Source organism: Pseudomonas sp. KT_2_4 (assembly GCF_041410225.1).
GTDB lineage: Bacteria > Pseudomonadota > Gammaproteobacteria > Pseudomonadales > Pseudomonadaceae > Aquipseudomonas > Aquipseudomonas paracarnis.
This window is the reverse complement of the sequence record NZ_CP166962.1, coordinates 5100284-5122327: the sequence shown is the minus strand read 5'-3', so window position 1 is coordinate 5122327 and position 22044 is coordinate 5100284. Positions and strand designations below refer to the sequence as shown.

The following is a 22044-nucleotide window of genomic DNA, read 5'->3' as shown; positions in this document are numbered from 1 at the left end:
CCTAATGATTTTGGACACTTCAATCGGGCGTTATGATAGCGCCCAAATCTGAGGTGTTTGGATATGCGTAAATCTTATTCGAGTGAGTTCAAGCTCAAGGCTGCCAGCATGGTGCTGGATGAAGGCCAGCCGGTTACTGAGGTCTGTGCCAGCCTAGATATCGGCCCCACTGCTCTACGCCGCTGGGTCGATCAAGTGCAGAAAGAACGCCTGGGTTCGACCCCGGTAGGGGCCAAGGCAATTACCGCTGATCAGCGAGAAATCCAGAGGCTCAAAGCCCTACTCAGGGAGAAAGACCTGGACATTGAAATCCTAAAAAAGGCCAGTGCTCTCCTGCTTTTGGACGCCAAAGATCATTCACGCTGATCGATGAGCTGGACGAGCAATACGGCGTTAAAAGGTGTTGCCGGGCGTTTGGGATCAACCGTAGTAGTTTCTACGCCTGGCGCCAGCGCCAGGGCAGAGCAAATCCTGAACGGGACAAGCTCAAAGCCGCGCTGGTCAAGCACCACAGGGCGTCCAGAGAGTCGGCCGGCGCACGTACTTTGTCCAAGGAGCTAAAAGCCAAAGGGCATCGTATCGGACGTTATATGGCTCGCAGTTTGATGCGCGAAGCTGGCATCGCTAGTCGTCAGCGCAGGCGCCATAAGTACAAGTCGCCGGGCGTTGAGGCATTGGTTGCGCCGCACGTGCTCAAGCGAAAATTTGATGTAACGGCGGTTAACCAGGTGTGGTGTGGCGACGTAACTTACATCAAGGTCGGCAAGCGATGGATGTACTTCGCCGCCGTTCTGGATTTGTACGCTCGGAGGATCGTGGGTTGGTCGTTCTCGATGATTTCTGATGCCAATCTGACCTGCGAAGCGCTACGCATGGCGGTTGAGCTACGCGGCCGCCCCCAGGATGTGTTGTTTCATTCAGACCAAGGTTGTCAGTACACCAGTCATAAATTCCGAAACGAGCTTGTGAAACACGGATTTAGACAAAGTATGAGCCGTAAAGGCGAGTGCTGGGACAACGCCCCCATGGAGCGTTTCTTTGGTAGTTTGAAATCAGAGTGGGTTCCTGAAACGGGCTACAAACTGGAACATGAGGCCCGGGCAGACGTGCAGCGCTATGTCTCGCGCTACAACATCAGCAGGCCTCACAGCTACAACGACTACCGGTCGCCGGTCGCGAAGGAAAGGTTGGTGGCGTGAACCTTAATCGGTGTCCAAGATTACTTGACCAGTTCAGCTTGCCTGCGATACTGACGACTCGGTGTATCAGGCAGACCGAGGTGATGCTATCGCAGGCAAGCCAGCTCCCACATTTGACCGAGTTGTGTTCAGGAATGTGTGACAATGCCCACCACTTTGAGCCAAACCCAGAATCATCATGACCGCCCCCACTACGCCCAAACCTCCGCGCAAGAAGCCTAAAACCGCCGCCACGGCCAAACCCGTCGCGCCACGCAAAGAGGCCACCCTGCACCCGCGCAACCGCCACACGGGCCGTTACGACTTCCCGGCGCTGATCAAGACCACGCCTGAACTGGCCAAATTCGTGATCATCAACCCCTACGGCAAAGAGAGCATCGACTTCGCCAGCCCGGATGCAGTGCGGGTGTTCAACCGGGCGCTGCTCAAGTCGTTCTATGGCATCCAGCATTGGGATATCCCGGCGGACTACCTGTGCCCGCCAGTGCCGGGGCGTGCTGACTATGTGCATTTCCTCGCCGACCTGCTGGCCAGCGTCAACGACGGCAAGATCCCGCGGGGCTCGATCGTCAAGGTGCTGGACATCGGTATGGGCGCCAACTGCGTGTACCCGCTGATTGGCTATATGGAGTACCGCTGGAACTTCCTGGGCTCGGAGGTCGACCCGATCGCCGTGTCCGCCGCCAAGGCCATCGTGCAGTCCAACGACCTGAGCAAGGTCATCCAGCTGCGCCAGCAACCCAACCCCAAGCAGATCCTGTTGGGCCTGCTGGAGCCAGGTGAGCGCTTTGACCTTACGATGTGCAATCCGCCCTTCCATGCATCCATGGACGAAGCCACCAAAGGCAGCGAGCGTAAATGGCGCGCCTTGGGCAAGGCCGACCCGAAACGCAAGTTGCCGGTGCTTAACTTCGGTGGTCAATCGGCCGAACTGTGGTGTGAAGGTGGCGAAGCGCGGTTTGTGACGCAGTTGATCGCCGAAAGCGCGCACTTTGCGCATAAAGTGCTGTGGTTCAGCACCCTGGTGTCCAAAGCCTCCAACTTGCCGGCGATCGAAACGGCGCTGAAAAAAGCCGGCGTGCTGGAAAGCCAGGTAGTGGAGATGTCCCAGGGGCAGAAGCAGAGCCGCTTTGTGGCCTGGACATTCCAGACCAAGAACGAGCAGCAGATCTGGCGCCAGCGCTGGGTTCGATAAGCCCGCCACACAATAAAAACGCAGGCAATAAAAAACCGTGCCCGGATCACTCCGAAGCACGGTTTTTTTGCTGCGTCTTACTTGTTAACAGCGTCGGTCAGGCCTTTAGCCACAACCAGCTTGATAACTTTCTTGGCAGCGATTTCGATGGCAGCGCCAGTCGAAGGGTTACGGCCAGTACGGGCAGGACGCTCGGTCACTTTCAGTTTGCCAACGCCTGGCAGAGTGATTTCGCCGCCATTTTCCAGCTGATCAGCAACAACTTGGCTCAGTTGGTCCAGCAGAGCACGCACGGTAGTTTTCGGTGCGTCTACTGCTTCAGCCAGGTCAGCGATCAGTTGGTCTTTAGTAATAGCCATTGTGGTGTTCCTTCCCTATCAAATTCATATGGATTGCAGAGTGCAGTGTCAGCCGTCGAGCCCGACCGTCATGGCCTGGCATCCCCGGCCATAACCACGGAGATCGGGGTTATAGATGCTTGAAACGGGGATTGGTTCGACCTGACAAATGCTGAATGCACGCTTAACGCCGAGACTTGGCGTAAGACGGGGCAAAACTAGCACAGAGACGGGGAAATATCCGCCTCAACATACCCATTTGGTCAGCTTTATCGCTCTAAACCGTGAAAAAAAGGCATATGGCCAGTCACAGGGCGTGCAAAATGCCGTTCGGGGCACGTCTTGACCAATGGGTGCGGTACACTGGGCGACTTTTCGGGGAGGCCAACCGCTCCCCCTTCAACCAGCCGAGAAGCCTATGCCGATCCGTCATTGCATCGTCCACCTGATCGACAAAAAACCCGACGGCACACCCGCAGTTCTTCACGCCCGCGACACGGAACTGGCCGAGTCCGCCGCCATCGAGAACATGCTTGCCGACCTCAACGAGAGCTACAACGCCAAACAAGGCAAGGCCTGGGGTTTCTTCCATGCCGAGTCCGGCGCGCACCCGTTCAGCGGTTGGTTGAAGGAGTACTTTGACGGTGGCCAGGACTTCACCAGCTTCAGCCGCACGGCGGTAGAGCACCTGCAGAAGCTGATGGAGGAATCCAACCTCTCCACCGGCGGCCATGTGCTGTTTGCCCATTACCAGCAAGGCATGACCGACTACCTGGCCATCGCCCTGCTGCACCACAGCGAAGGCGTGGCGGTGACCGATGAGCTGGACGTGACGCCCTCGCGCCACCTGGACCTGGGCCAGTTGCACCTGGCGGCGCGTATCAACGTCTCTGAGTGGCAGAACAACAAGCAGTCCAAGCAGTACATCTCGTTCATCAAAGGCAAGAACGGCAAGAAGGTCTCGGAGTACTTCCGCGACTTTATCGGCTGCCAGGAAGGCGTGGATGGCCCGGGCGAAACCCGCACCCTGCTCAAGGCGTTCAGTGACTTCGTCGAAAGCGAAGACTTGCCCGACGAGTCCGCCCGCGAGAAAACCAAGACCCTGGTGGACTACGCCAGCAGCCAGGCGAAGCTCGGCGAACCCATGGGCCTGGAAGAGCTCTCGGGCCTGATCGATGAAGACCGGCCAAAAGCCTTCTACGACCACATCCGCAACAAGGATTACGGCCTGTCGCCGGAAATTCCGGCCGACAAACGCACCCTCAACCAGTTCCGCCGCTTCACCGGGCGCGCCGAGGGCCTGTCCATCAGCTTTGAAGCGCACCTGCTGGGCGACAAGATCGAGTACGACGAAGCCGCCGGCACCTTGATCATCAAGGGCCTGCCGACCCAACTGACCGACCAGCTCAAGCGCCGTAACTGATGCTGGGCGGGGTACTCAAGAAAGTCCTGCTGGTGTTGCTGGTGGTGGTTGCGATCCAGAACTGGGGCAAGGTGGAACGGCTGTTCAACCCGTCCCAGGTGGCGCCCGAGCACGTACGCGCCTCGGCGCGGGTGGTGCTCTATGCCACCGAGTGGTGTGGGTACTGCAAGCAGATCCGGCGTTTTCTCGACCAGAAGGGTATCCCGTACCGGGCCGTCGATATCGAGCAGGACGCCCAGGCGCGCAAGGCGTATGAGGCGCTGGGCGGTGGCGGGATTCCGTTTGTGGATGTAAATGGGACCTTGATTCGCGACTACAACCCTGAAGCGATCATGGCCGCCCTGAAGTAACACCCAATCAAATGTGGGAGCTGGCTTGCCTGCGATGGCGGTGTAACAGGTTCAATACCTGTGACTGACACACCGCTATCGCAGGCAAGCCAGCTCCCACACACGTCAGCTCTGCACATTGGGTTGTGTGGTGACCTTAGAAGTTGGCTTCCAGCGACACCATCGCCGTGCGCTCCTCACCCACGTTGTAATACGCCGTGCTCGCCCCCAACCCGTTCACCGGCGCCGAGTTGAACGCCACCGTACGCGCCGAACTCAAGTACTCCTTGTCGAACACGTTGAGCATCGAAAACCGCAGTGCCGCCGACTTGATGACCTTCTTATCCACCGGCAAATAAATACCCGCGTTCAGGTCAAACACCGTACGGCCTTCAATCTTCTCCTTGTTGGTCAAATCGCCATAGAAACTGCCGACATATTTGCCTGCAATGTTGCCGTAGAACTGCGAATCGTCATACCCGAACACCAGGTTGAACATGTTTTCCGGCACGTTGGCCAATTGCTTGCCCGAGGTTGGTAGCAGCACGTTCTTGCTGAGCAGGTCGTCCTTCTGCTCAGACTGGGTGTAGGTATAGGACGCGTAGTAATTGAAGTTGTGCGGCAACAGGCCGCTCCATTCCAGCTCCAGGCCTTTGTTATCGACAGTGCCGACGTTGAGCACCATGTAGTCACCGCTGGCGTCGGTGGTCGAGACCTGGCGATCCTTGAAGCTGATGTAGAACAGGGTCGCACTCAAGGCCATGTCGTCTTCGGTGTAGCGCCAGCCCAGTTCCTGGTTCCAGCTCAATTCGGACTTGAGGCTGACGGAGTCGCCCTTGTTGTACAGCACGTAGTTGGGCGGCGTGCGCATATTGCGGGTGACGTTGTAGAACGCCTGGTTGCTTTCATCGACCTGGTACTTGGCGCTGAAGTTGGGCAGGAACTGGTGGTAGCGGGTGTTACGCTTTTCCGGCGTGTCGTACAGGCTGCCGAGGTTGTTGCCGTCACGCTCGACATATTGGTAGGCCACACCGCCAACAAAACTCAGGTCCGGTGTGGCTTGCCAGTTGTCCTGTACCCAGAGCTTCTGCGCGGGAGTGACGGTGTAGTAGTGGCGGCCCTGGACCGTAGCGCCGTTTTTGTCGACCACCTGGCCGCCGCTGTTGTAGTCGCCCCACACATCGTCGGGGGCACCTTCGTTGTTAATACCGATAAAGGGCTGGGTCTGGCGCTGGCGTGCGCGTTCGTACCAGTAGCCATAGTCCAGGCTGTGTTCTTCGTTGATGTCCCACTTCATTTTCGCCGTGAAGCCAGGGCGCCAGGTTTCGGTCCACGAAGGGCGGTAATAGTTGGCCGATTGCAGGTTACTCAGGTCGTAGTTGCCGGCCTTGTCGGACTTTGGCCCCAGGTTGGAAGCCGTCTGGCCGCTGAAGCTGCCACCGTTGGCCCAGTAGTAATACGGCGTGAGCGTCAGCGACAAATTGTCCTGCAGTTGCCAGCGCTGGGTCAGCGTGGCGTTGACGCTTTCGAACGGGTTGCGGTTGAGCTTGTAGGACGCCGACAGCAAACCAGCCTTGTACACCGGGCTTTGCGCGTAATCCTTACGCCGTCCTTCGGTGTCGAACTGCGCCTTGCTAAGGCTGTTGTAGTTGTAGTTTTCCTGCTTGTTGTACTTGATCGTGGCCAATGTGGAGTTGCCGTTATCCCCTTCGAACAGGCTGCTCCACTCGATCTTGTCGCTGCGCAGAGTGCCCTTGCCGCGCCATTTGTCACCTTCCAGGTGGGATGCCGACACCCAGGTTTTCAGGCCCCCCACATCCCCGGTGTTCGCTCGCACGAAGGTCTTGCGCAGGGCGTTGGCACCGACGATCTGTTTGGCGAAAACTCCGGCGTCCTTGGTCGGGCGGATGGTGATCATGCCAATGTTGCCGCCGCTGGAGCCGATGTGCGGGCCGTCGGCCTCGGAGGAACCTTGGGTGGCGAACACTTCGGCCAGGTTTTCCGGGTCGCCTAACTGATTGGAGTACACACTGTAGTTGCCCGAATCGTTGATCGGCACGCCGTCCACCGAGACGCCGACCTGGTCGGAACTCATGCCCCGCATGGTAAAACTGGTGCCACTGGTGCCGCTGGCGTCATCACTGGAAACGTTGATGCCCGGCGTGTACTTGAGCTTGTCGATGGCGTTGGCGGTGGCCGACATTTCGTCCATGGCTTGCTTGGTCACCGTCGAGCGTGCCTTGGCACTTTCTTCGAGAATCATGTGACCGCTGCCAAGGGTTTGCTTGCCGGCGATGTTCACCGAGCCTACATCCTGGGCATCATCGGCCAAAACCAGCGGCGCAAAGCCGCCCAGGCCCGATGCGAGGAGCAGGGCATAAAGAGTGTTGTGGTTCACGTGTAGATCCCTTACTGACATTGTTGTGTTGTATGGGGCAGATGCGAGCTTCCTGACCACTTGTTCAGGAACCCAGGGATGATCCACGGCACGTGTAACCGTTTGGTGACAGGTTGTGGCGATTGCGATGAAGGTTCGATGAAGGCGCTGCGGGCCTAGCGCAACACAATCATTCGGCCCAACAAGGTGTGCTGTTCAAAGCCCAACACCGCTTGCAAGGCGTTCAAGACCGCTACAGGGTCCTGGCTCGGAAAGCTGCCGCTGACGCGTTTGGCGGCCATGTTTTCGTTAAGCAGAAGAATTCGGCCGGGGTAATAACGCCTCAGGTCCTGGACCACATCGGCCAGGGGTGCCCTGTAGTAGTTGAGCCAACCTTCGCGCCAGGCCAGGCGTGAGGCGCTGTCGACCCCATGCAAAGGGTCGGCAATACCGTCGGCATAGGCCACTTGCTGGCCCGCTGTCAGCACCTGTTGCTGGCCCTGTTTGGAGGGCGTCACGCCCACACGGCCGGACAGCACAGTGACCTCGGCGCCGTCAGGTTGCAGGCGCACTTCAAACTGCGTTCCCAGTACTCGCGTTTCACCGCCGTTCGCCTCCACCACGAAGGGTTGGCCGGTGTGGGTCACATTGAAAAAACCTGCACCACGGCGCAGTTGGATGTGCCGTTCGCCCTGGCTGAAATCTACAGAGATGGCGCTGTCGGCGTCGAGGGTGACCTTGGATTGATCGGCCAGGGTGAAGGTCTTTACCTCACCCGGCGCCGTCACATAATCGGCGCCCCACTCATCGACCCAGCGTGACGGCTGCCAACCGGCGCCCATCGACACCATCAGCAGCAGGCAGGCGGCGACGGCCAAGGCACCAGACCAACGCGCTACCCGGGAGCGTTTGGAGGCGTTGATCGTATTGAGGTAGCGCTGCAAGGCGAGCGCGTCCTCATCGGCCAGTTGGCGCGCCGGTACTTCGCTTAATTCCCAGAGCACCTGGGCTTGGGAGTAGGCCTCGACGTGTGCGGGATCTGCACGTAACCAGCGGCTGAACGTGGCCTGGTCGCCGCTGCTGGGCTGGTCATGCAGCAGGCACAACCAATCGAGTGCGGCCTGTTCCTGGGCGGGCGTGGGCGTGACGTTCACGGGGCTTTCCCTGGCATGCGTGGAGGCGGTGGTTCGCGAAGGCTGGCCTTGCAGGCTTCGAGGGCGCGCATCATATGTTTTTCCACGGCGCTTTGGGACAGGCCCATGGCCTTGGCGATTTCGGCGTACTTGCGGCCGTGGATGCGGTTAAGCAGGAAAATCTGGCGGGTGCGCTCGGGCAAGCTGCGCAAGGCGGCTTCCACATGGCGCAGATCATTGCCCGCCTCCAACGCTGCCTGGGGTTCGCAGCCTTGGTGGTCAGATTGTTCCGGCAGCCAGCCTTCGCTGCTGCGTGCTCGCGCGCCTTCGCTGCGCAGGTGGTCGATGGCGATGTTGCCGGCGCAGCGCAGCAGGTAGGTGCTCAATTCTTCGACCTGCACCAGCGGGCGACGCCAGAAGCGCAGGAACAAATCCTGCACCAGGTCGGCTGCCGTGGCGCGGCAACCCACACGGCGGCTGACCAACGCCTCCATTTGCGAGCGCTGGGACAAAAACACCTGCAGGAAATGCGCGCGTCCCCCCGCTGCATCCGCGTGCGGAGTGTCCTGAGGAGATTGCGGTCGATGGCTCCTCATGGCCGGCTCAAGAGAGGGCGAACGCCGCAACAGGGCTGGCCAACAGGGCGAGCCCCGCCAGGATCAAGGCCAGCCTTGGCCGATACGGCAACAGCAACACCAGCAGCAAGGCGCTGAGCATCAACACTGCGCACCACTCCACCAGGCCCTGACTCCAACCGGCGCCCAGCACCGACGGCCAGATCGACACGCCCAGCAACAACCAACCGCCCACCCGCAACCCCAGGCGCCGAATGGCTGTGGGTTTGCTGTGCAGCAATTCGCCGTGGTGACGGTCGGTGGACAAGCACAGTGCCATGAACCCGGCGTAGCACATCAAAAGCGCCAGAAGCATCAGTTGGCCTGCTGCTTGAGTGTTAACCCGCGGGCACGCTCAGCCTTGGGTAGCGGCGCGCTGCGGTGGTGCATCTTCCAGGCTGCCCAGGCGAGGAACGCGCCACTGGCCAGGCAGGTGAGGTCGAAGCCGGCCATCGCCCAGTCGCCGCTTGGCACAGAGACACCCAAGTGATGCGAGGTGGTGATGGCGTTGAGCAATGGAATGGCGGCAAACAACAGCGCGCCGAAGCTCAGTTGCTCGACCCAGCCCTGGCGACCGCGCCGCAGCAAGGCGTGCAACAGGCTCAGGGCCCAGGCGATAAAGAACGCCTGCACTTCCCAGTCGGAACGCGCGGTGAAGCTCACCGGCAGCAGGCGGTTAGCCCAGAAAAACGCCGCGATGGCGATCATCAAGCCAGACATGCTGGCAATATTCAGCACTTCCACCAACCGCAGTTCAAAGGGCATCACCGAGGCCTTGGCATGCTTGAGCTGGCGCTTGCCCAGCCAGATCACCAAGCCTGTGCCGATCATCGCCGTACCCGCCAAGCCGCAGATAAAGTAAAGCCAGCGCAGCACCGGGCCGGCGAAATGGCCCATGTGCAAACCATAGAAACTGCCACCGATGGCCGTCGCCAATGACGGCTCGGCACTGCCTCGCAACAGCTCGCCGGTGGTGCCGTTGAACGACAACGTACTGCCGGAGGCATGCACCACGCTGTCGGAGCCAGCGCGCGACACGTTGACCGACGCGCTGACATCGCCGGGGTTGTTGACCGCCACACGCCCCACATGCCCGCCCGCCCACTGTTCCCGCGCCTGCTGGTACATCGGCATCAACGGCAGCAGTTTGCCCGGCTGGCCGAGGGCCGGCGCATTGTCGGTAGCGGGGAACAGCTCACTGAAAAACGCCCGGCTGTCGTCGCCGTAGGACGCCACGATGGGCGCAGGCATGACCATGCTCATGAAAATCACCAGGCTGCTGTAGGTGATCATCAGGTGAAACGGCAGCACCAACACACCCACCGCGTTGTGCCCGTCCAGCCAGGAGCGCTGGCCTTTGCGCGGGCGGAAGGTGAAGAAGTCCTTGAAGATTTTCTTGTGGGTGATGATGCCGGTGATCAGCGCGACGAACATCACCATGGCGGCGATGGTCGACAGCCAGCGGCCCCACGGGTAAGGCATTTGCAGTTGGAAGTGGAAACGATAGAAGAACTCGCCGCCCTTGCTTTCGCGGGCCTGCACCGGTTGGCCGGTGACGGGGTCGAGGACTTTCTGGATGAAGGTACCGCGCTTGCCGGGTTCGAGCTTGTCTTGCCACATCACCGACAAACCGGGGTCGCGGCGGTTCGGCAAGGTAATGAACCAGCGTGCGGCGGTAGGCGCCTGCTGTTGCAGGTAGTTTTGCGCGACGGCGAGGCTGCGCCCATCGTCCAGGGGATGGGCCTGCACTTCTGGCTGCATCCAATGGGTTATTTCATCTTTGAAATAGGCCAGGGTGCCGGTCAGGAAAATCGCGAACAGCAGCCAGCCGAAGATCAAGCCTGCCCAGGTGTGCAGCCAGGCCATGGCCTGGCGAAAGCCCTCTTTCATGTGCGAGCCATCCAGAAACCAATGCCGGCCAGGGTGGCCAAGAGTGCGCTCGGCACCATCACCCCTGCCCAGGCGCGCCATGCCGTGCGGCAGGCAAAACACCAGAGCACCGCCAGCAGGTAGAACACAAAGGAACTCATCATGCCGGTGACCACCGCATCGGCACGGGAGGTGGGCAGCCAGAGCGCCAGGCAGATGGCGGCCAGGGAGGCCATCAGATAACCGCCAATCACCGCCGCCAGCACGCGCGAGGTGACGGCGAGGCGGTAGGAAACGGGCAATGAGGTTTTGCTTTTCATGCGGCAGGCGCCTGGTTCATCAGCGCGCAATATTAATGATAAATATTCTCATAAGCAAAAGAGAACGGATGAATCACCTGCCTTGGCCGATTGCCGAACCTTGTCATGCGCCCTACAATGCGAACAATTCTTGTTCTCTAAAGCATGTCGAATGCTTGCGGAGTGATCGCGTTGCAGCCGTCCAACCCCGTCGAAGTGTTGTACAACGACCATCACCACTGGCTCACCGGCTGGTTGCGACGCAAGCTCGGCTGCCCGGAAAACGCCGCCGACCTGGCTCAGGACACCTTTATCCGCGTGCTCAGTGCCCGGGAAGCGCCAACGCTGATCGAGCCGCGCGCCTTCCTCACCACCGTGGCCAAGCGCGTGCTGTTCAACTTCTACCGCCGCCAGGACCTGGAGCGCGCCTACCTCGAGGCCTTGGCTCAGATGCCCGAACACGTGGCACCGTCGGAAGAAGACCGCGCAATCATCCTGCAAACCCTGCTGGAACTGGACCAACTGCTCGACGGCTTGCCCAAGCAGGTCAAACGCGCTTTCCTGCTGGCCCAACTCGACGGCCTGACCTACGCGCAAATCGGCGCGCAACTGGGCATCTCCATCGCCACCGTCAAACGCCACCTGACCAAAGCGGCCATGCGCTGCTACTTCGCCCTATGAATGTCTCCAGCCAAGTCGCCGAACAAGCCGTGCACTGGTTGCTGGAAATGCAGCAAGGCACGCTCAACCCACGCCAGCAGGCGGCCTGGCAGCAATGGTTGAATGCCCACAGCGAACACCAACGCGCGTGGGAGCAGATCCAGAGCGTCAACCAACGCCTGCGCGGCGTGCCCCCCCCCCTGGCCCACGCGGCGTTGAACGCGCCTACCTCCCGCAGCCGGCGTCAGGCGCTTAAATTACTGTTGATTGTGGGTGCCGGTTCGGCCGCCGCCTGGAGCCTGCGCCAGCAACATATCCTGCCGCCGCTGACGGCTGACTATCGCAGCCCGGTGGGCCAGCGCCGCACAGTACAACTGGCCGACGGCAGCCAGTTGCAGCTCAACACCGGCAGCGCGGTGGATGTGCATTTCGATGGCCAGCAGCGCCTGGTGCGCTTGCTTGAAGGTGAAATCCTGCTCACCGCCCGTGCAGGCCAGACGCCGTTGCACGTGCTGACCGGCCAGGGCCTGCTCAGCAGCCAGGCTGCGCGCTTGACTGTGCGCCAGTTCAACGACCACACCCAACTGGCGGTACTGGCCGGCCAAGTCGAGGTGATGCCCAACCGCTACAACGGCTTGGCGCTGAGGGTCGATGCCGCGCACCAGGTCAATTTCACCCGCAAAGGCTGGGACACCCCACGCCCCACCGACGCCAACAGCGGCGCCTGGGCCGACGGCATGCTGGTGGCCGCACACATGCGCCTCGAAGACTTCCTCAATGAACTGGGACGCTACCGTCGCGGCCAGCTCCAGTGCGATCCACACGTCGCCAACCTGCTGCTGTCCGGCAGCTACCCGCTGGACGACAGCGAACGCATCCTCGACCTACTGGAAATCAGCCTGCCGGTGAAAGTGCGGCGCTTTACGCGTTATTGGGTGACCGTGCAGGCACGGGTCTGAATTTATTTTACTTTTGTGTGAGCCGTTTTCCGCACCTGGCGTGACAGAGAAGGAAAGCCACCTTGATCCTTCCTTCTCAGGACCGCCCTTCATGCCCCAGCACCCGACGCTTCTCGCCCGTACACTGCGCCAACTCCTGCTCGGTGCCAGCCTCAGCCTGACCACACTGCCGGCGGTGATGGCAGCCGACGCCAAGGCGTACCATATCGCCCCGACCACCCTGGAAGCGGCCCTGAATCAATTCGGTCGTGAAGCCGGCGTATTGGTGTCCTTCGGCTCCGCCGTGACGGCAGGGATGCAAAGCCCTGGGTTATCGGGCAGCTACAGCGCTGCCGAGGGCTTGCAAAAACTACTGGAAGGCACCGGCCTGCAAGCCCGCGCCGAGGGTGACAACGCTTACAGCCTGCAACCGGCTGGCGCCCCTGCGACCCTGGAGCTGCAGACCTCCAACGTGGTCGGCGACTGGCTCGGTGACGCGGCGCAAACCAACGTGTTCGAGCACCCCGGCGCCCGTGATGTGATCCGCCGCGAAGAATTCGAACGCCAGGGCGCCACTCAGGCTCGCGATGTGCTCAACCGCATCCCTGGCGTCAACGCCCCGGACAACAACGGCACCGGTAGCCACGACATGGCGCTGAACTTCGGCATTCGCGGGCTCAACCCGCGCCTGGCGTCGCGCTCCACCGTGCTGATGGATGGCATCCCGGTGCCCTTCGCGCCTTACGGCCAGCCGCAACTCTCCTTTGCGCCGATCAGCATGGGCAATATGGACGCGGTGGATGTGGTACGCGGCGGCGGTGCGGTGCGCTATGGCCCGCAAAACGTCGGTGGCATCGTCAACTTCGTCACCCGTGCCATCCCGGATGCGCCGACGGTCAAGGGCGGTTTGCAGACCGAGACCAGCCCCTCCTCCAGCCACGACGGCTTCAAGACCACCGGCAACTTGCTGGCCGGCGGCACTGCCGACAATGGCTTGGGGGGTGCGCTGCTGTACTCCGGCACCCGCGGCGGCGACTGGCGCGAAAACAGCAACACGCGCATCGATGACCTGATCCTCAAGGGCAAATACCAACTGGACGACGCCAACAGCTTCAACGCCATGGCACAGTACTACGAAGGCCAGGCCGACATGCCCGGTGGTTTGAACGTCAAGGACTACAAGGCCGACCCGTATCAGTCCACTCGGCCCTACGACAAGTTCTGGGGCCGCCGCACGATGTTCAACGTCGGCTACCGCTACGAGCAGGACCGCCGCGAATTCACGGTCAACAGTTTCTTCACCAAGACCCTGCGCAGCGGTTACCTGGACCAGGGCAGTTTCCTGTCGCTGTCGCCACGGGAATATTGGGTGCGCGGCCTGGAGACGCGCTTCGCCCAGGGCTTCGACCTCGGCCCCACCAGCCATGAAGTGGGTGTGGGCTACCGCTACATCAATGAAGCCGGCCACGAACTGCGCTACCGCACTCCGATTGCCGCCAACCAGCAAATCCCCACCACTAACAGCCGCAACGACCGCGATACCCGTGGCGGCACCGAGGCCAACGCGTTCTTTATCGACGACCGCATTGATATCGGCAAGTGGACCATCACTCCGGGCGTACGCTACGAGATGATCGAGTCCCAGCAGACCAACAACCTGAGCAACGTCAAATACAAGGGCGACTACAACACCGCACTGCCGGCGCTGAACGTGCTCTATCACCTCACCGATGACTGGAATCTCTACGCCAACACCGAAGGCTCGTTCGGCAGCGTGCAGTACAGCCAGATGCCCAACCGCGTGAACAGCGGCGAAGTGAAACCGGAAAAAGCCCGCACGTGGGAACTCGGCACGCGCTATGACAACGGCAATCTGCGTGCAGAAATCGGCGCGTTCCTGATTAACTTCGACAACCAGTACGACAGCAACCAGACCAACGACACGGTGATCGCCCGCGGTGAAACCCGTCACCAGGGCATCGAGTCGAGCATCAACTATGCGCTCGACGGCCTTAGCCCGGCGCTGGCCGGTTTCAATGTGTACGCCACTTACGCCTATGTGGACGCGACCATCCGCGAAGACGGGCCGAACAAAGGCAACCGCGTGCCCTTCTCGTCCAAGCACAAAGGCACCCTGGGCGTGGGTTACACCGAAGGCCCGTGGAAGCTGAATGTGGACAGCAGCTACCAGAGCAGCCAGTTCGCCGACAACGCCAACACCCAGGCCGAAAGCGCCGACGGTGCCAATGGACGCATCCCCGGCTACATGCTGTTCAGCAGCCGCGCAGCCTATGACTTCGGCCCGCAGTTGTCGGATCTGAATGTGGCGGTGGGGGTGAAGAACATCTTCAACAAGCAGTACTACACCCGCTCGTTCGACGACAACAACAAGGGCAAGTACGTGGGTGAGCCGCGCACGGTGTATGTGCAAACCTCTATCGCGTTCTGACTGCAATCTGCAGACTGCAACACCTCCCACAGTTGATTGTCGGTGTGTTTAGGGTTGAATGGGGCTAGCTACCCGCCAGGCAACTCGGGGTGGCTGCCACCAACGCGTCAATGGCACACCGCGTCTTGGCCGGCATATGCGCCGCCGTAGGCCAGATCACATGGATCGGCGCAGGTTGCTCACGGTAGCTGGGCAGCACGGCCTGCAACTGTCCGCGCAGCGCATAGTGGGCAATCAACCAACTCGGCAACCAGGCCAGGCCTACGCCCGCGATAGCGGCATCGGCTACCGCCTGGAGGTCGTCCACGATCAAGGGCGAAGCCAGACGCGAGCGCTGCGCGGTGTTGCTGCGGTAGGCAATGCCACGATGAGCGGCCAGGTCGTCGATACTGCCAATAGCACCCTTGCGCTGCAAATACCCCGGTGACGCCGCCAGCCCCATGGCCTGCTGACCCAAGCGGCGGGCACTCAGGCGGTCGGTGTCCGGCAACGGGCCGATGCGCACGGCCATATCGAAGCCTTCCTGCACCAAGTCGATCATGCGGTCGGAAAAACAAATGTCGATTTCCAGTTCCGGATAACGATCCAGCAAAGCCCATAACGCCGGCGCGGCATAGTGATGACCAAACGCCAGGGGCACGCTCACTCGCAAACGCCCGCGGGGTTGCTGACGGCCGCTTTCCAGCACGGACTCGGCGGCCTCCAGCTCCGCCAATGCGCGCAAGCAATGCTCGTAGTACGCCTGGCCATCCTCAGTCAACCGCTGGCGCCGGGTGGAACGCTGTAACAGGCAAGTGCCCAAACGCGCTTCCAGACGCGCCAGGCCCTTGCCCACCGCTGAACGCGTGAGGTTCAGGCGCTCGGCGGCTTCGGTGAGGTTGCCGCTTTCAACAATCTGCAGAAAGAGTTCGACACCATCAAAACGTGGGGTAGCCATGCTTAATTGTCGCCTTGTATTCCCTTGTCTAAGGAAAAGTTATCGCCAATAAAGAACCTGATTCCCGAGAGAATAGCCCCTCCCGCTTTCGAAAGGAATGTCGTATGTCCCGCGCCGCCGCACTCTCGGCCCTCACTCCCCGGCGCACCGCCAGGAACGGCCTGGCCCTCACCGCCGTCTGCCTGGTGGCCCTGATGTTCGGCCTGGAAATCTCCAGCGTGCCGGTCATCCTGCCGACGCTGGAACAGGAACTGGGCACGGGCTTTCAAGACGCCCAATGGATCATGAATGCCTACACACTGGCCTGCACCAGCGTGCTGATGGCGGCGGGGACCCTGGCGGATCGCTTCGGTCGTCGGCGTGTGCTGGTGGTGTGTCTGTGGGTATTCGCCCTGGCCTCACTGGCCTGTGGCTTGGCCAACGATGCGCCGACACTGATCGCGGTGCGGTTCGTCCAGGGCATTGGGGCCGGGGCTATGATGATTTGCCAGTTCGCGATCTTGTCCCATCAGTTCCGCGAACCGGCAACGCGTGCGCGGGCCTTTGCGATATGGGGCGTGATCGCTGGCGTGGGCCTGGGTTTCGGACCGATGGTGGGAGCCTTGATCCTGGCCGTGGCGGACTGGCGCTGGGTGTTCCTGGTGCATGTACCGCTGACCCTGTTCACCTTGGCGTTGTTGCACATCAGCGTGCAGGAATCCCGCGACCCGGCCAACCATCGCCTCGACATCGCCGGCATGCTGACCATGACACTCACGGTGTTTGCGCTGGTTTATTTCATCACCCAGGGCAGCGAAATCGGCTTTGGCGCGCCGGCGATGCTCGGCTGGGCCGGCCTGGCGGTCTTCGGGCTGCTGCTGTTTATCTTGATTGAGCGGCGCAGCGCCCATCCGATGTTCGACTTCTCGGTGTTCCGCATCCAACGCTTCAATGGCGCGTTGATGGGCTCGATCGGCATGAACTTCAGCTTCTGGCCGTTCATGATTTACCTGCCGTTGTACTTCCAGGCAGGCCTGGGTTACGACACGCTGACCACCGGCGCCGCCTTGCTCGCCTACACCTTGCCCACTTTGCTGGTGCCGCCGCTGGCCGAACGCCTGGCCCTGCGCTTTGGCGCCGAACGCATCATTCCCCTGGGCCTGGGGACAATGGGCGCAGGATTCATGGGGATGGCCGCCGTTAATTACGCCGGACAACCCAGCACCGCGCTGGTGCTGCTCAGTTGCGTGATCGCCGGTATCGGGCTGGCGTTGACCAATTCGCCGACCACCAACACCACCACCGGCTCCGTCTCGAATGACCGCGCAGGCATGGCCTCGGGCATCGACTTCAGCGCACGGCTGATCACCCTCGCGCTCAATATCGCGCTGATGGGCCTGGTGCTGTTATTGGGGATCAGCCACAACCTGGCCCACGTGCTGCCTGACAGCACAACACTGGAGTGGACAAGACTCAGCCAGCATATTGCCGCCGGCAAGCTGGATGCGCCGGGGCTGACCGTTCAGGATGCGCAAACAGCGCTGCGCAGCGGCGCCGGCTGGGCCATGTTGTTTGCGGGGTTGGGCGCCTGCGGGCTGGCGATGCTGAGCCGGCATTTCTTCCGGCGTGAGCGCTGAACGAAAAACGGGCCTGCATGTGCAGGCCCGTTTTCAGTGGGGGGAATAAAAAAACAATCAGCCGTTAATAGCAGCGTTTTCGTTTTCCAGGAATTCCTCTTCCAAAGCGTCTTCGTTCACTTTGTTGATTGGCTGGTTTTTACCGGCAGCGCGCGGCTTGCCTTGCAGTTTGCCAAACAGATGTTCCAGTGCGTGGTCGAGCTTGACTGCGGCGCCATCGATCGCTTGCTCCAGCGTATCGGCTTTATGGCACACGGAAACTGGTTGATGGCCCTTTGGCCGTGCTTCCAGACGGCAACTCAAATCGTGAGGGCCGGGCTTGTCGCCGTTCTCGTCTCGCAGGTAGACCTCTACACGGGTCAGGTCTTCTTCGTAGCGTTCGAGCGTGCTCTCAATGGTAGTACGTACCCACTCCTCCAGTCGGATGCTGCTTTCAATATGGTTATCGCTATTGACTTGGATTTGCATAGTTCTTCCCTTATTTCAGCTAGCTCGCCAGAGGTCACAAACTGCAACACCGGGGTGGTGAAACCATGACCTCTTGATTACACAATTGAGCACCTGCTGAAACATTTCAACCCCTTTGCAAAGATAAATCCTACATTACAAATTAACCCTGACGACGAGCAAAAACGCTGGTAGGGTGGGGAGTTAGTTACAACTTCTTACGTCCTGTTTTCCTCACAATTGCTCCTCTCCCAACGGGTGCAAGCTGCGAAAAATCCCCGCTTCCTCCACCAGCCAATCATGCACCGCACGCACGCCCGGATGGTTCAACGCGCCCGGCGCATACAGCAGTACATAGCGTTTATGGTTGGGCACCGCCAGGCCGAACGGCACGATCAGGGTGCCGCGCTCCAGCTCATCGTTCAGCAAGGTGCGCCGCGCAATCGCTACGCCCATGCCGGCAATGGCGGCTTCGATGGTCAAGTGGTTGCGGTTGAAGGTGTGCCCGCGCCGTACGTCGGCACCGTGGTAGCCGATGGCATTGAGGTAAAACTCCCACTCGGCATATTCATAACTCCCACGCCAGGCCGTGATGTCGTGCAGCAGCGGGAAATGCGCCAAATCCGCCGGGCCATGCAAGGGCGGGCGGCCACGCAACAGGCTGGGGGCGCACACCGGGAATATCTGTTCATCCAACAGGGCTGTGGATAACAAGCCAGGGTAGCTGCCGTCGTTCAGGTCGATGGCCAGGTCGAAGTCGCCTTCATGCAGGGCGATGCTGCTGTCTTCGGCGACCATGCGCAGTTGAATGTCCGGAAAACGCTGCTGAAAACGTGGCAGACGCGGGGTCAGCCACTTGCCCAGAAACGAGGGGATCGAACGCAGGCGCAAGGTGCCGCTGATCATCCCGGCGTCCAGGCGCTGCAGTTCGGCATCAATGCTGCCATAAGCCTCCCCCACCACGGCCGCCAGGCGCTGCCCCTCGGCGCTGAGTTCAACGCCTCGCGCACGCCGATGAAACAGTCGAAAGCCCAGGCGCTCCTCCAGTTGGCGAATTTGCTGGCTCACCGCTCCGGGCGTGATGTGCAGTTCTTCGGCGCAGCGGGTGAACGACAGATGCCGTGCGGCGCAGGAAAACACATGCAACCAGACATAGGTCTGGCCGTGGAGGGGGCGAGTCATAGCGTTTAGTCCTGCTAAAGGGTGTCTTAGGATAATTCGTTGGTCAGTGCCGAGCCAGAGGCTCAGTATCGCGCCAATTCCGCCTGCTCTACAAAACATGGCAGCGATTTCTACTCCATTGCTTGTAAGGCTTTAGCATGGCTATCAGTGTTTTCGATCTATTCAAGGTGGGCATCGGCCCATCCAGTTCCCACACCGTCGGCCCGATGCGCGCTGCCGCGACGTTCGCCCAAGCCCTGACCGACCAGCATGTGCTCAGCCAAACCCGTCGCGTCGAAGTGCGCCTGTATGGCTCGCTGTCCGCCACCGGCGTCGGCCATGCCACCGACCGCGCCTGTGTCATGGGCTTGATGGGTGAATGGCCAGACCGCGTCGACCCCACCTCGATCAATGCGCGTATCCAGCAACTGCGCGAGTCCGGCCAATTGCTGCTGGCGGGCTCTCAGGCAATTGCTTTCAACTGGCACACCGACTTGCTGCTGCTGGACGAAAGCCTGCCGTACCACCCCAACGCCATGTCCTTGCACGCCTATGGCGACAGCGGCCTGCTGAGCGAACAAACCTATTACTCGGTGGGCGGTGGTTTCATCATCGAAGCCGCCGAAGCTGCATCAGGCATTGCGCCCACCAGCGATGTGCAATTGCCCTATGATTTTTCCAGTGCGGTGGAACTGCTGGCCTTGTGCAACAAGCACGGCCTGCGGGTATCCGAACTGATGATGGCCAACGAACGGGCGTGGCGCAGCGACGAAGAAATCCGCAGCGGCCTGCTGCATATCTGGTCGGTGATGCGCGAGTGCGTGGAACAGGGCCTGCGCGATGAAGGCATCCTGCCCGGTGGCCTGGATGTACCCCGTCGCGCCGCGAAGCTGCACCGCAGCCTGTTGGAAATCGGCAAGCCCAACGTGATCACCTCGACCTTGTCGGCGATGGAATGGGTTAACCTGTTCGCCCTCGCCGTCAACGAAGAAAACGCCGCCGGCGGACGCATGGTCACCGCCCCGACCAATGGCGCGGCCGGAATTATCCCGGCAGTGCTGCATTACTACATGAAATTCAACGCCGACGCGTCTGACGACGACGTGGTCAATTTCTTCCTGGCCGCCGCTGCCGTCGGCATCCTCTGCAAGAAAAACGCTTCCATCTCCGGCGCCGAAGTCGGCTGCCAGGGCGAAGTGGGTTCGGCCTGTGCCATGGCCGCTGCCGGCCTGGCCGATATCCTCGGTGCCACCCCGGAGCAACTGGAAAACGCCGCCGAAATCGGCCTGGAACACAACCTCGGCCTGACCTGCGACCCGGTCGGTGGCCTGGTACAGGTGCCCTGCATCGAGCGCAATGCCATTGCGGCGGTCAAGGCGATCAACGCCACGCAGATGGCCCTGCGCGGCGACGGCAAACACTTCATCTCCCTCGACCGGGTCATCCGCACCATGCGCGATACCGGCGCCGATATGCATGACAAATACAAAGAAACTTCACGGGGCGGCCTGGCGGTCAGCTGGGTGGAGTGCTGATCGGAGCACTGCTACCCGCCCCAACGTGAGCCCGCGCAAAAATAATAACGAGGCAATACCGATGACTGATGTACGTACACCTGCTGCCGAAAATCCCGATGTCAGAGAAAGCACAGTAACCACCGGCTGGACCAAACACGACACCACCTGGATGCTCGGCCTCTATGGCACCGCCATCGGCGCGGGCACCCTGTTCCTGCCAATCAATGCCGGCGTCGGCGGCTTCTGGCCGCTGATCGTGCTGGCGCTGCTGGCATTTCCGATGACCTTCTTCGCCCACCGTGGGCTGACGCGCTTTGTGCTGTCGGGCAAATCCGGCGACATCACCGAAGTGGTCGAGGAACACTTTGGTGTCGGCGCCGGCAAGCTGATCACCCTGCTGTATTTCTTTGCGATCTTCCCGATCCTGCTAGTGTACAGCGTGGCGCTGACCAACACCCTCGGCAGTTTCATGGAGCACCAATTACACATGGCGCCGCCGCCCCGGGCGATTCTGTCGCTGGTGCTGATCCTCGGCCTGATGGCCATCGTGCGTTGCGGCCAGGGCGTGATCGTCAAGGCCATGAGCGTGCTGGTGTACCCCTTCGTGGCCGCCTTGCTGCTGCTGGCGTTCAGCCTGATTCCCAACTGGAACGGCGCGTTCTTCGCCTCCGCCAGCGAAGGCATGCCGTTGCCGCTGTTCTTCAAGACGTTGTGGCTGGCGATCCCGGTAATGGTGTTCTCGTTCAACCATTCGCCGATCATCTCCGCCTTTGCCGTGGACCAGAAACGCGTCTATGGCGCCCAGGCCGAGCGCAAAAGCAGCGGCATCCTGGCCACCGCCCACGGCATGATGGTGCTGACCGTGATGTTCTTCTGCTTCAGCTGCGTGCTGGCGCTGTCACCGGCTGACCTGGCCGCTGCCAAGGCGCAGAACATTTCGATCCTGTCGTACCTGGCCAACCACTTCCAGACGCCGGTAATCGCCTACGCCGCACCGTTGATCGCGCTGGTGGCGATCACCAAATCCTTCCTGGGCCACTACATTGGTGCCAGCGAAGGCTTCCAAGGCTTGATCGTCAAATCCCTGCGCGGGCGCAACCGTTCGATGTCGGCGAAATGGCTGGAACGCTGCACCGCGTTGTTCATGGTGCTGACGTGCTGGGCCGTGGCCACCTTCAACCCGAGCATCCTGGGCATGATCGAAACCATGGGCGGACCGATCATCGCGTGCCTGCTGTTCCTGATGCCGATGTACGCGATTCGCCGCGTGCCATCTTTGCGCCAGTATTCAGGTCAGGTATCGAATGTGTTTGTGGTGGTCATCGGCCTGATTGCGCTGTCTGCGATCGTTTTTTCCGTAATGCCCTGAATTAGCTCACGACATACATCCAATGTGGGAGCGGGCTTGCCCGCGATAGCGATCATTCAGCCAACTATTGATTGGCTGATACACCGCAATCGCAGGCAAGCCCGCTCCCACATTTGGATTTCTGTGCCGGGTAAATCGCTGTACGGCACGGCCTTTGCTGTAGAGCTTTTGAGG

The 22044-nt window shown here is 60.7% G+C and carries 21 protein-coding genes; 11 read left to right on the top strand and 10 right to left on the bottom strand.

The features are described 5' to 3' along the window. Nucleotides 1–63 precede the first annotated feature (63 nt). The 3 genes from AB9N64_RS23605 to rlmF all read left to right on the top strand — a co-directional run bounded on the left by AB9N64_RS23605 (nt 64) and on the right by rlmF (nt 2394). The gene (locus tag AB9N64_RS23605; RefSeq protein ID WP_014717988.1) at nt 64–366 is read left to right on the top strand and encodes a transposase; all 303 of its coding nucleotides are present in this window, start codon (nt 64–66) and stop codon (nt 364–366) included. Then, nucleotides 363–1199: an IS3 family transposase gene (locus tag AB9N64_RS23600; protein WP_044483177.1), complete on the top strand. Its 837-nt coding sequence runs from the start codon at nt 363–365 to the stop codon at nt 1197–1199. Before AB9N64_RS23605 ends, AB9N64_RS23600 begins: the two co-directional genes overlap by 4 nt. A 178-nt stretch (nt 1200–1377) precedes the next feature. Next, nucleotides 1378–2394, top strand: coding sequence for a 23S rRNA (adenine(1618)-N(6))-methyltransferase RlmF (rlmF, locus tag AB9N64_RS23595; protein WP_047712663.1), 1017 nt, complete (start codon nt 1378–1380; stop codon nt 2392–2394). A 77-nt stretch (nt 2395–2471) separates the two neighbouring features. Here rlmF and AB9N64_RS23590 read toward each other — a convergent pair whose 3' ends face one another. Next, nucleotides 2472–2753: an HU family DNA-binding protein gene (locus tag AB9N64_RS23590; protein WP_003188840.1), complete on the bottom strand. Its 282-nt coding sequence runs from the start codon at nt 2751–2753 to the stop codon at nt 2472–2474. A 397-nt stretch (nt 2754–3150) separates the two neighbouring features. Here AB9N64_RS23590 and yejK point away from each other — a divergent pair, with 397 nt between their 5' ends. After that, nucleotides 3151–4155 (top strand): nucleoid-associated protein YejK, encoded by a 1005-nt coding sequence (gene yejK / locus AB9N64_RS23585; protein WP_014717069.1) that lies wholly within the window; start codon nt 3151–3153, stop codon nt 4153–4155. Then, nucleotides 4155–4505, top strand: coding sequence for a glutaredoxin family protein (locus tag AB9N64_RS23580; protein ID WP_014717068.1), 351 nt, complete (start codon nt 4155–4157; stop codon nt 4503–4505). Before yejK ends, AB9N64_RS23580 begins: the two co-directional genes overlap by 1 nt. A gap of 136 nt (nt 4506–4641) precedes the next feature. On the opposite strand, the gene AB9N64_RS23575 is transcribed toward AB9N64_RS23580, so the two are convergent. The 6 genes from AB9N64_RS23575 to AB9N64_RS23550 form a co-directional block, all read right to left on the bottom strand. Next, nucleotides 4642–6882, bottom strand: coding sequence for a TonB-dependent receptor (locus AB9N64_RS23575; protein WP_343077561.1), 2241 nt, complete (start codon nt 6880–6882; stop codon nt 4642–4644). A 155-nt stretch (nt 6883–7037) separates the two neighbouring features. Continuing rightward, the gene (locus tag AB9N64_RS23570) at nt 7038–8015 is read right to left on the bottom strand and encodes a FecR family protein (RefSeq protein ID WP_014717066.1); all 978 of its coding nucleotides are present in this window, start codon (nt 8013–8015) and stop codon (nt 7038–7040) included. Then, nucleotides 8012–8590, bottom strand: coding sequence for an RNA polymerase sigma factor (locus tag AB9N64_RS23565; RefSeq protein WP_014717065.1), 579 nt, complete (start codon nt 8588–8590; stop codon nt 8012–8014). Before AB9N64_RS23565 ends, AB9N64_RS23570 begins: the two co-directional genes overlap by 4 nt. A 7-nt stretch (nt 8591–8597) precedes the next feature. Continuing rightward, on the bottom strand, nt 8598–8924 hold the full coding sequence (locus AB9N64_RS23560; protein ID WP_019817655.1) for a DUF3325 domain-containing protein: 327 nt from the start codon (nt 8922–8924) through the stop codon (nt 8598–8600). Beyond that, the gene (locus tag AB9N64_RS23555; protein WP_014717063.1) at nt 8924–10498 is read right to left on the bottom strand and encodes a PepSY domain-containing protein; all 1575 of its coding nucleotides are present in this window, start codon (nt 10496–10498) and stop codon (nt 8924–8926) included. Before AB9N64_RS23555 ends, AB9N64_RS23560 begins: the two co-directional genes overlap by 1 nt. After that, complete coding sequence (locus AB9N64_RS23550) at nt 10495–10797, bottom strand: DUF3649 domain-containing protein (protein WP_014717062.1); 303 nt, start codon at nt 10795–10797, stop codon at nt 10495–10497. The genes AB9N64_RS23555 and AB9N64_RS23550 overlap by 4 nt, the downstream gene beginning before the upstream one ends. 171 nt (nt 10798–10968) lie before the next feature. Here AB9N64_RS23550 and AB9N64_RS23545 point away from each other — a divergent pair, with 171 nt between their 5' ends. From AB9N64_RS23545 to fecA, 3 genes are all read left to right on the top strand, one after another. Beyond that, a complete protein-coding gene (locus AB9N64_RS23545; protein WP_014717061.1) occupies nt 10969–11457 on the top strand; it encodes a sigma-70 family RNA polymerase sigma factor in 489 nt (162 codons plus the stop codon). After that, nucleotides 11454–12395 carry a FecR domain-containing protein gene (locus AB9N64_RS23540; protein ID WP_371359691.1) on the top strand — a complete coding sequence of 314 codons (942 nt, stop codon included), beginning with the start codon at nt 11454–11456 and terminating at the stop codon, nt 12393–12395. Before AB9N64_RS23545 ends, AB9N64_RS23540 begins: the two co-directional genes overlap by 4 nt. A 91-nt stretch (nt 12396–12486) precedes the next feature. After that, nucleotides 12487–14823 (top strand): TonB-dependent Fe(3+) dicitrate receptor FecA, encoded by a 2337-nt coding sequence (fecA, locus tag AB9N64_RS23535; RefSeq protein WP_371359690.1) that lies wholly within the window; start codon nt 12487–12489, stop codon nt 14821–14823. A 64-nt stretch (nt 14824–14887) separates the two neighbouring features. Here the strand turns inward: fecA and AB9N64_RS23530 are convergent, their stop codons facing one another. Further along, nucleotides 14888–15760, bottom strand: coding sequence for a LysR family transcriptional regulator (locus AB9N64_RS23530; RefSeq protein ID WP_371359689.1), 873 nt, complete (start codon nt 15758–15760; stop codon nt 14888–14890). A gap of 104 nt (nt 15761–15864) precedes the next feature. Here AB9N64_RS23530 and AB9N64_RS23525 point away from each other — a divergent pair, with 104 nt between their 5' ends. Next, nucleotides 15865–17376 (top strand): MFS transporter, encoded by a 1512-nt coding sequence (locus AB9N64_RS23525; protein ID WP_371359688.1) that lies wholly within the window; start codon nt 15865–15867, stop codon nt 17374–17376. A 57-nt stretch (nt 17377–17433) separates the two neighbouring features. On the opposite strand, the gene AB9N64_RS23520 is transcribed toward AB9N64_RS23525, so the two are convergent. Both AB9N64_RS23520 and AB9N64_RS23515 read right to left on the bottom strand, forming a co-directional pair. Continuing rightward, on the bottom strand, nt 17434–17844 hold the full coding sequence (locus AB9N64_RS23520; protein ID WP_003188815.1) for an HPF/RaiA family ribosome-associated protein: 411 nt from the start codon (nt 17842–17844) through the stop codon (nt 17434–17436). 213 nt (nt 17845–18057) lie between these two features. Beyond that, nucleotides 18058–19005, bottom strand: coding sequence for a LysR substrate-binding domain-containing protein (locus tag AB9N64_RS23515; protein ID WP_014717056.1), 948 nt, complete (start codon nt 19003–19005; stop codon nt 18058–18060). 137 nt (nt 19006–19142) lie between these two features. Here AB9N64_RS23515 and AB9N64_RS23510 point away from each other — a divergent pair, with 137 nt between their 5' ends. Both AB9N64_RS23510 and AB9N64_RS23505 read left to right on the top strand, forming a co-directional pair. Continuing rightward, nucleotides 19143–20519, top strand: a complete 1377-nt coding sequence (locus tag AB9N64_RS23510; protein ID WP_019817648.1) for an L-serine ammonia-lyase — start codon at nt 19143–19145, stop codon at nt 20517–20519. 61 nt (nt 20520–20580) lie between these two features. After that, a complete protein-coding gene (locus tag AB9N64_RS23505) occupies nt 20581–21870 on the top strand; it encodes a serine/threonine transporter (protein WP_014717054.1) in 1290 nt (429 codons plus the stop codon). The last annotated feature ends 174 nt before the right edge of the window (nt 21871–22044 follow it).

What these genes read in the sequence shown, in the direction of transcription:
- AB9N64_RS23605 (WP_014717988.1), top strand. Translation starts at nt 64, where the DNA reads ATGCGTAAATCTTATTCGAGTGAGTTCAAGCTCAAGGCTGCCAGCATG.
- rlmF (WP_047712663.1), top strand. Translation starts at nt 1,378, where the DNA reads ATGACCGCCCCCACTACGCCCAAACCTCCGCGCAAGAAGCCTAAAACC.
- AB9N64_RS23590 (WP_003188840.1), bottom strand. Translation starts at nt 2,753, where the DNA reads ATGGCTATTACTAAAGACCAACTGATCGCTGACCTGGCTGAAGCAGTA.
- yejK (WP_014717069.1), top strand. Translation starts at nt 3,151, where the DNA reads ATGCCGATCCGTCATTGCATCGTCCACCTGATCGACAAAAAACCCGAC.
- AB9N64_RS23580 (WP_014717068.1), top strand. Translation starts at nt 4,155, where the DNA reads ATGCTGGGCGGGGTACTCAAGAAAGTCCTGCTGGTGTTGCTGGTGGTG.
- AB9N64_RS23565 (WP_014717065.1), bottom strand. Translation starts at nt 8,590, where the DNA reads ATGAGGAGCCATCGACCGCAATCTCCTCAGGACACTCCGCACGCGGAT.
- AB9N64_RS23560 (WP_019817655.1), bottom strand. Translation starts at nt 8,924, where the DNA reads ATGCTTCTGGCGCTTTTGATGTGCTACGCCGGGTTCATGGCACTGTGC.
- AB9N64_RS23555 (WP_014717063.1), bottom strand. Translation starts at nt 10,498, where the DNA reads ATGAAAGAGGGCTTTCGCCAGGCCATGGCCTGGCTGCACACCTGGGCA.
- AB9N64_RS23550 (WP_014717062.1), bottom strand. Translation starts at nt 10,797, where the DNA reads ATGAAAAGCAAAACCTCATTGCCCGTTTCCTACCGCCTCGCCGTCACC.
- AB9N64_RS23540 (WP_371359691.1), top strand. Translation starts at nt 11,454, where the DNA reads ATGAATGTCTCCAGCCAAGTCGCCGAACAAGCCGTGCACTGGTTGCTG.
- fecA (WP_371359690.1), top strand. Translation starts at nt 12,487, where the DNA reads ATGCCCCAGCACCCGACGCTTCTCGCCCGTACACTGCGCCAACTCCTG.
- AB9N64_RS23530 (WP_371359689.1), bottom strand. Translation starts at nt 15,760, where the DNA reads ATGGCTACCCCACGTTTTGATGGTGTCGAACTCTTTCTGCAGATTGTT.
- AB9N64_RS23525 (WP_371359688.1), top strand. Translation starts at nt 15,865, where the DNA reads ATGTCCCGCGCCGCCGCACTCTCGGCCCTCACTCCCCGGCGCACCGCC.
- AB9N64_RS23520 (WP_003188815.1), bottom strand. Translation starts at nt 17,844, where the DNA reads ATGCAAATCCAAGTCAATAGCGATAACCATATTGAAAGCAGCATCCGA.
- AB9N64_RS23515 (WP_014717056.1), bottom strand. Translation starts at nt 19,005, where the DNA reads ATGACTCGCCCCCTCCACGGCCAGACCTATGTCTGGTTGCATGTGTTT.
- AB9N64_RS23510 (WP_019817648.1), top strand. Translation starts at nt 19,143, where the DNA reads ATGGCTATCAGTGTTTTCGATCTATTCAAGGTGGGCATCGGCCCATCC.
- AB9N64_RS23505 (WP_014717054.1), top strand. Translation starts at nt 20,581, where the DNA reads ATGACTGATGTACGTACACCTGCTGCCGAAAATCCCGATGTCAGAGAA.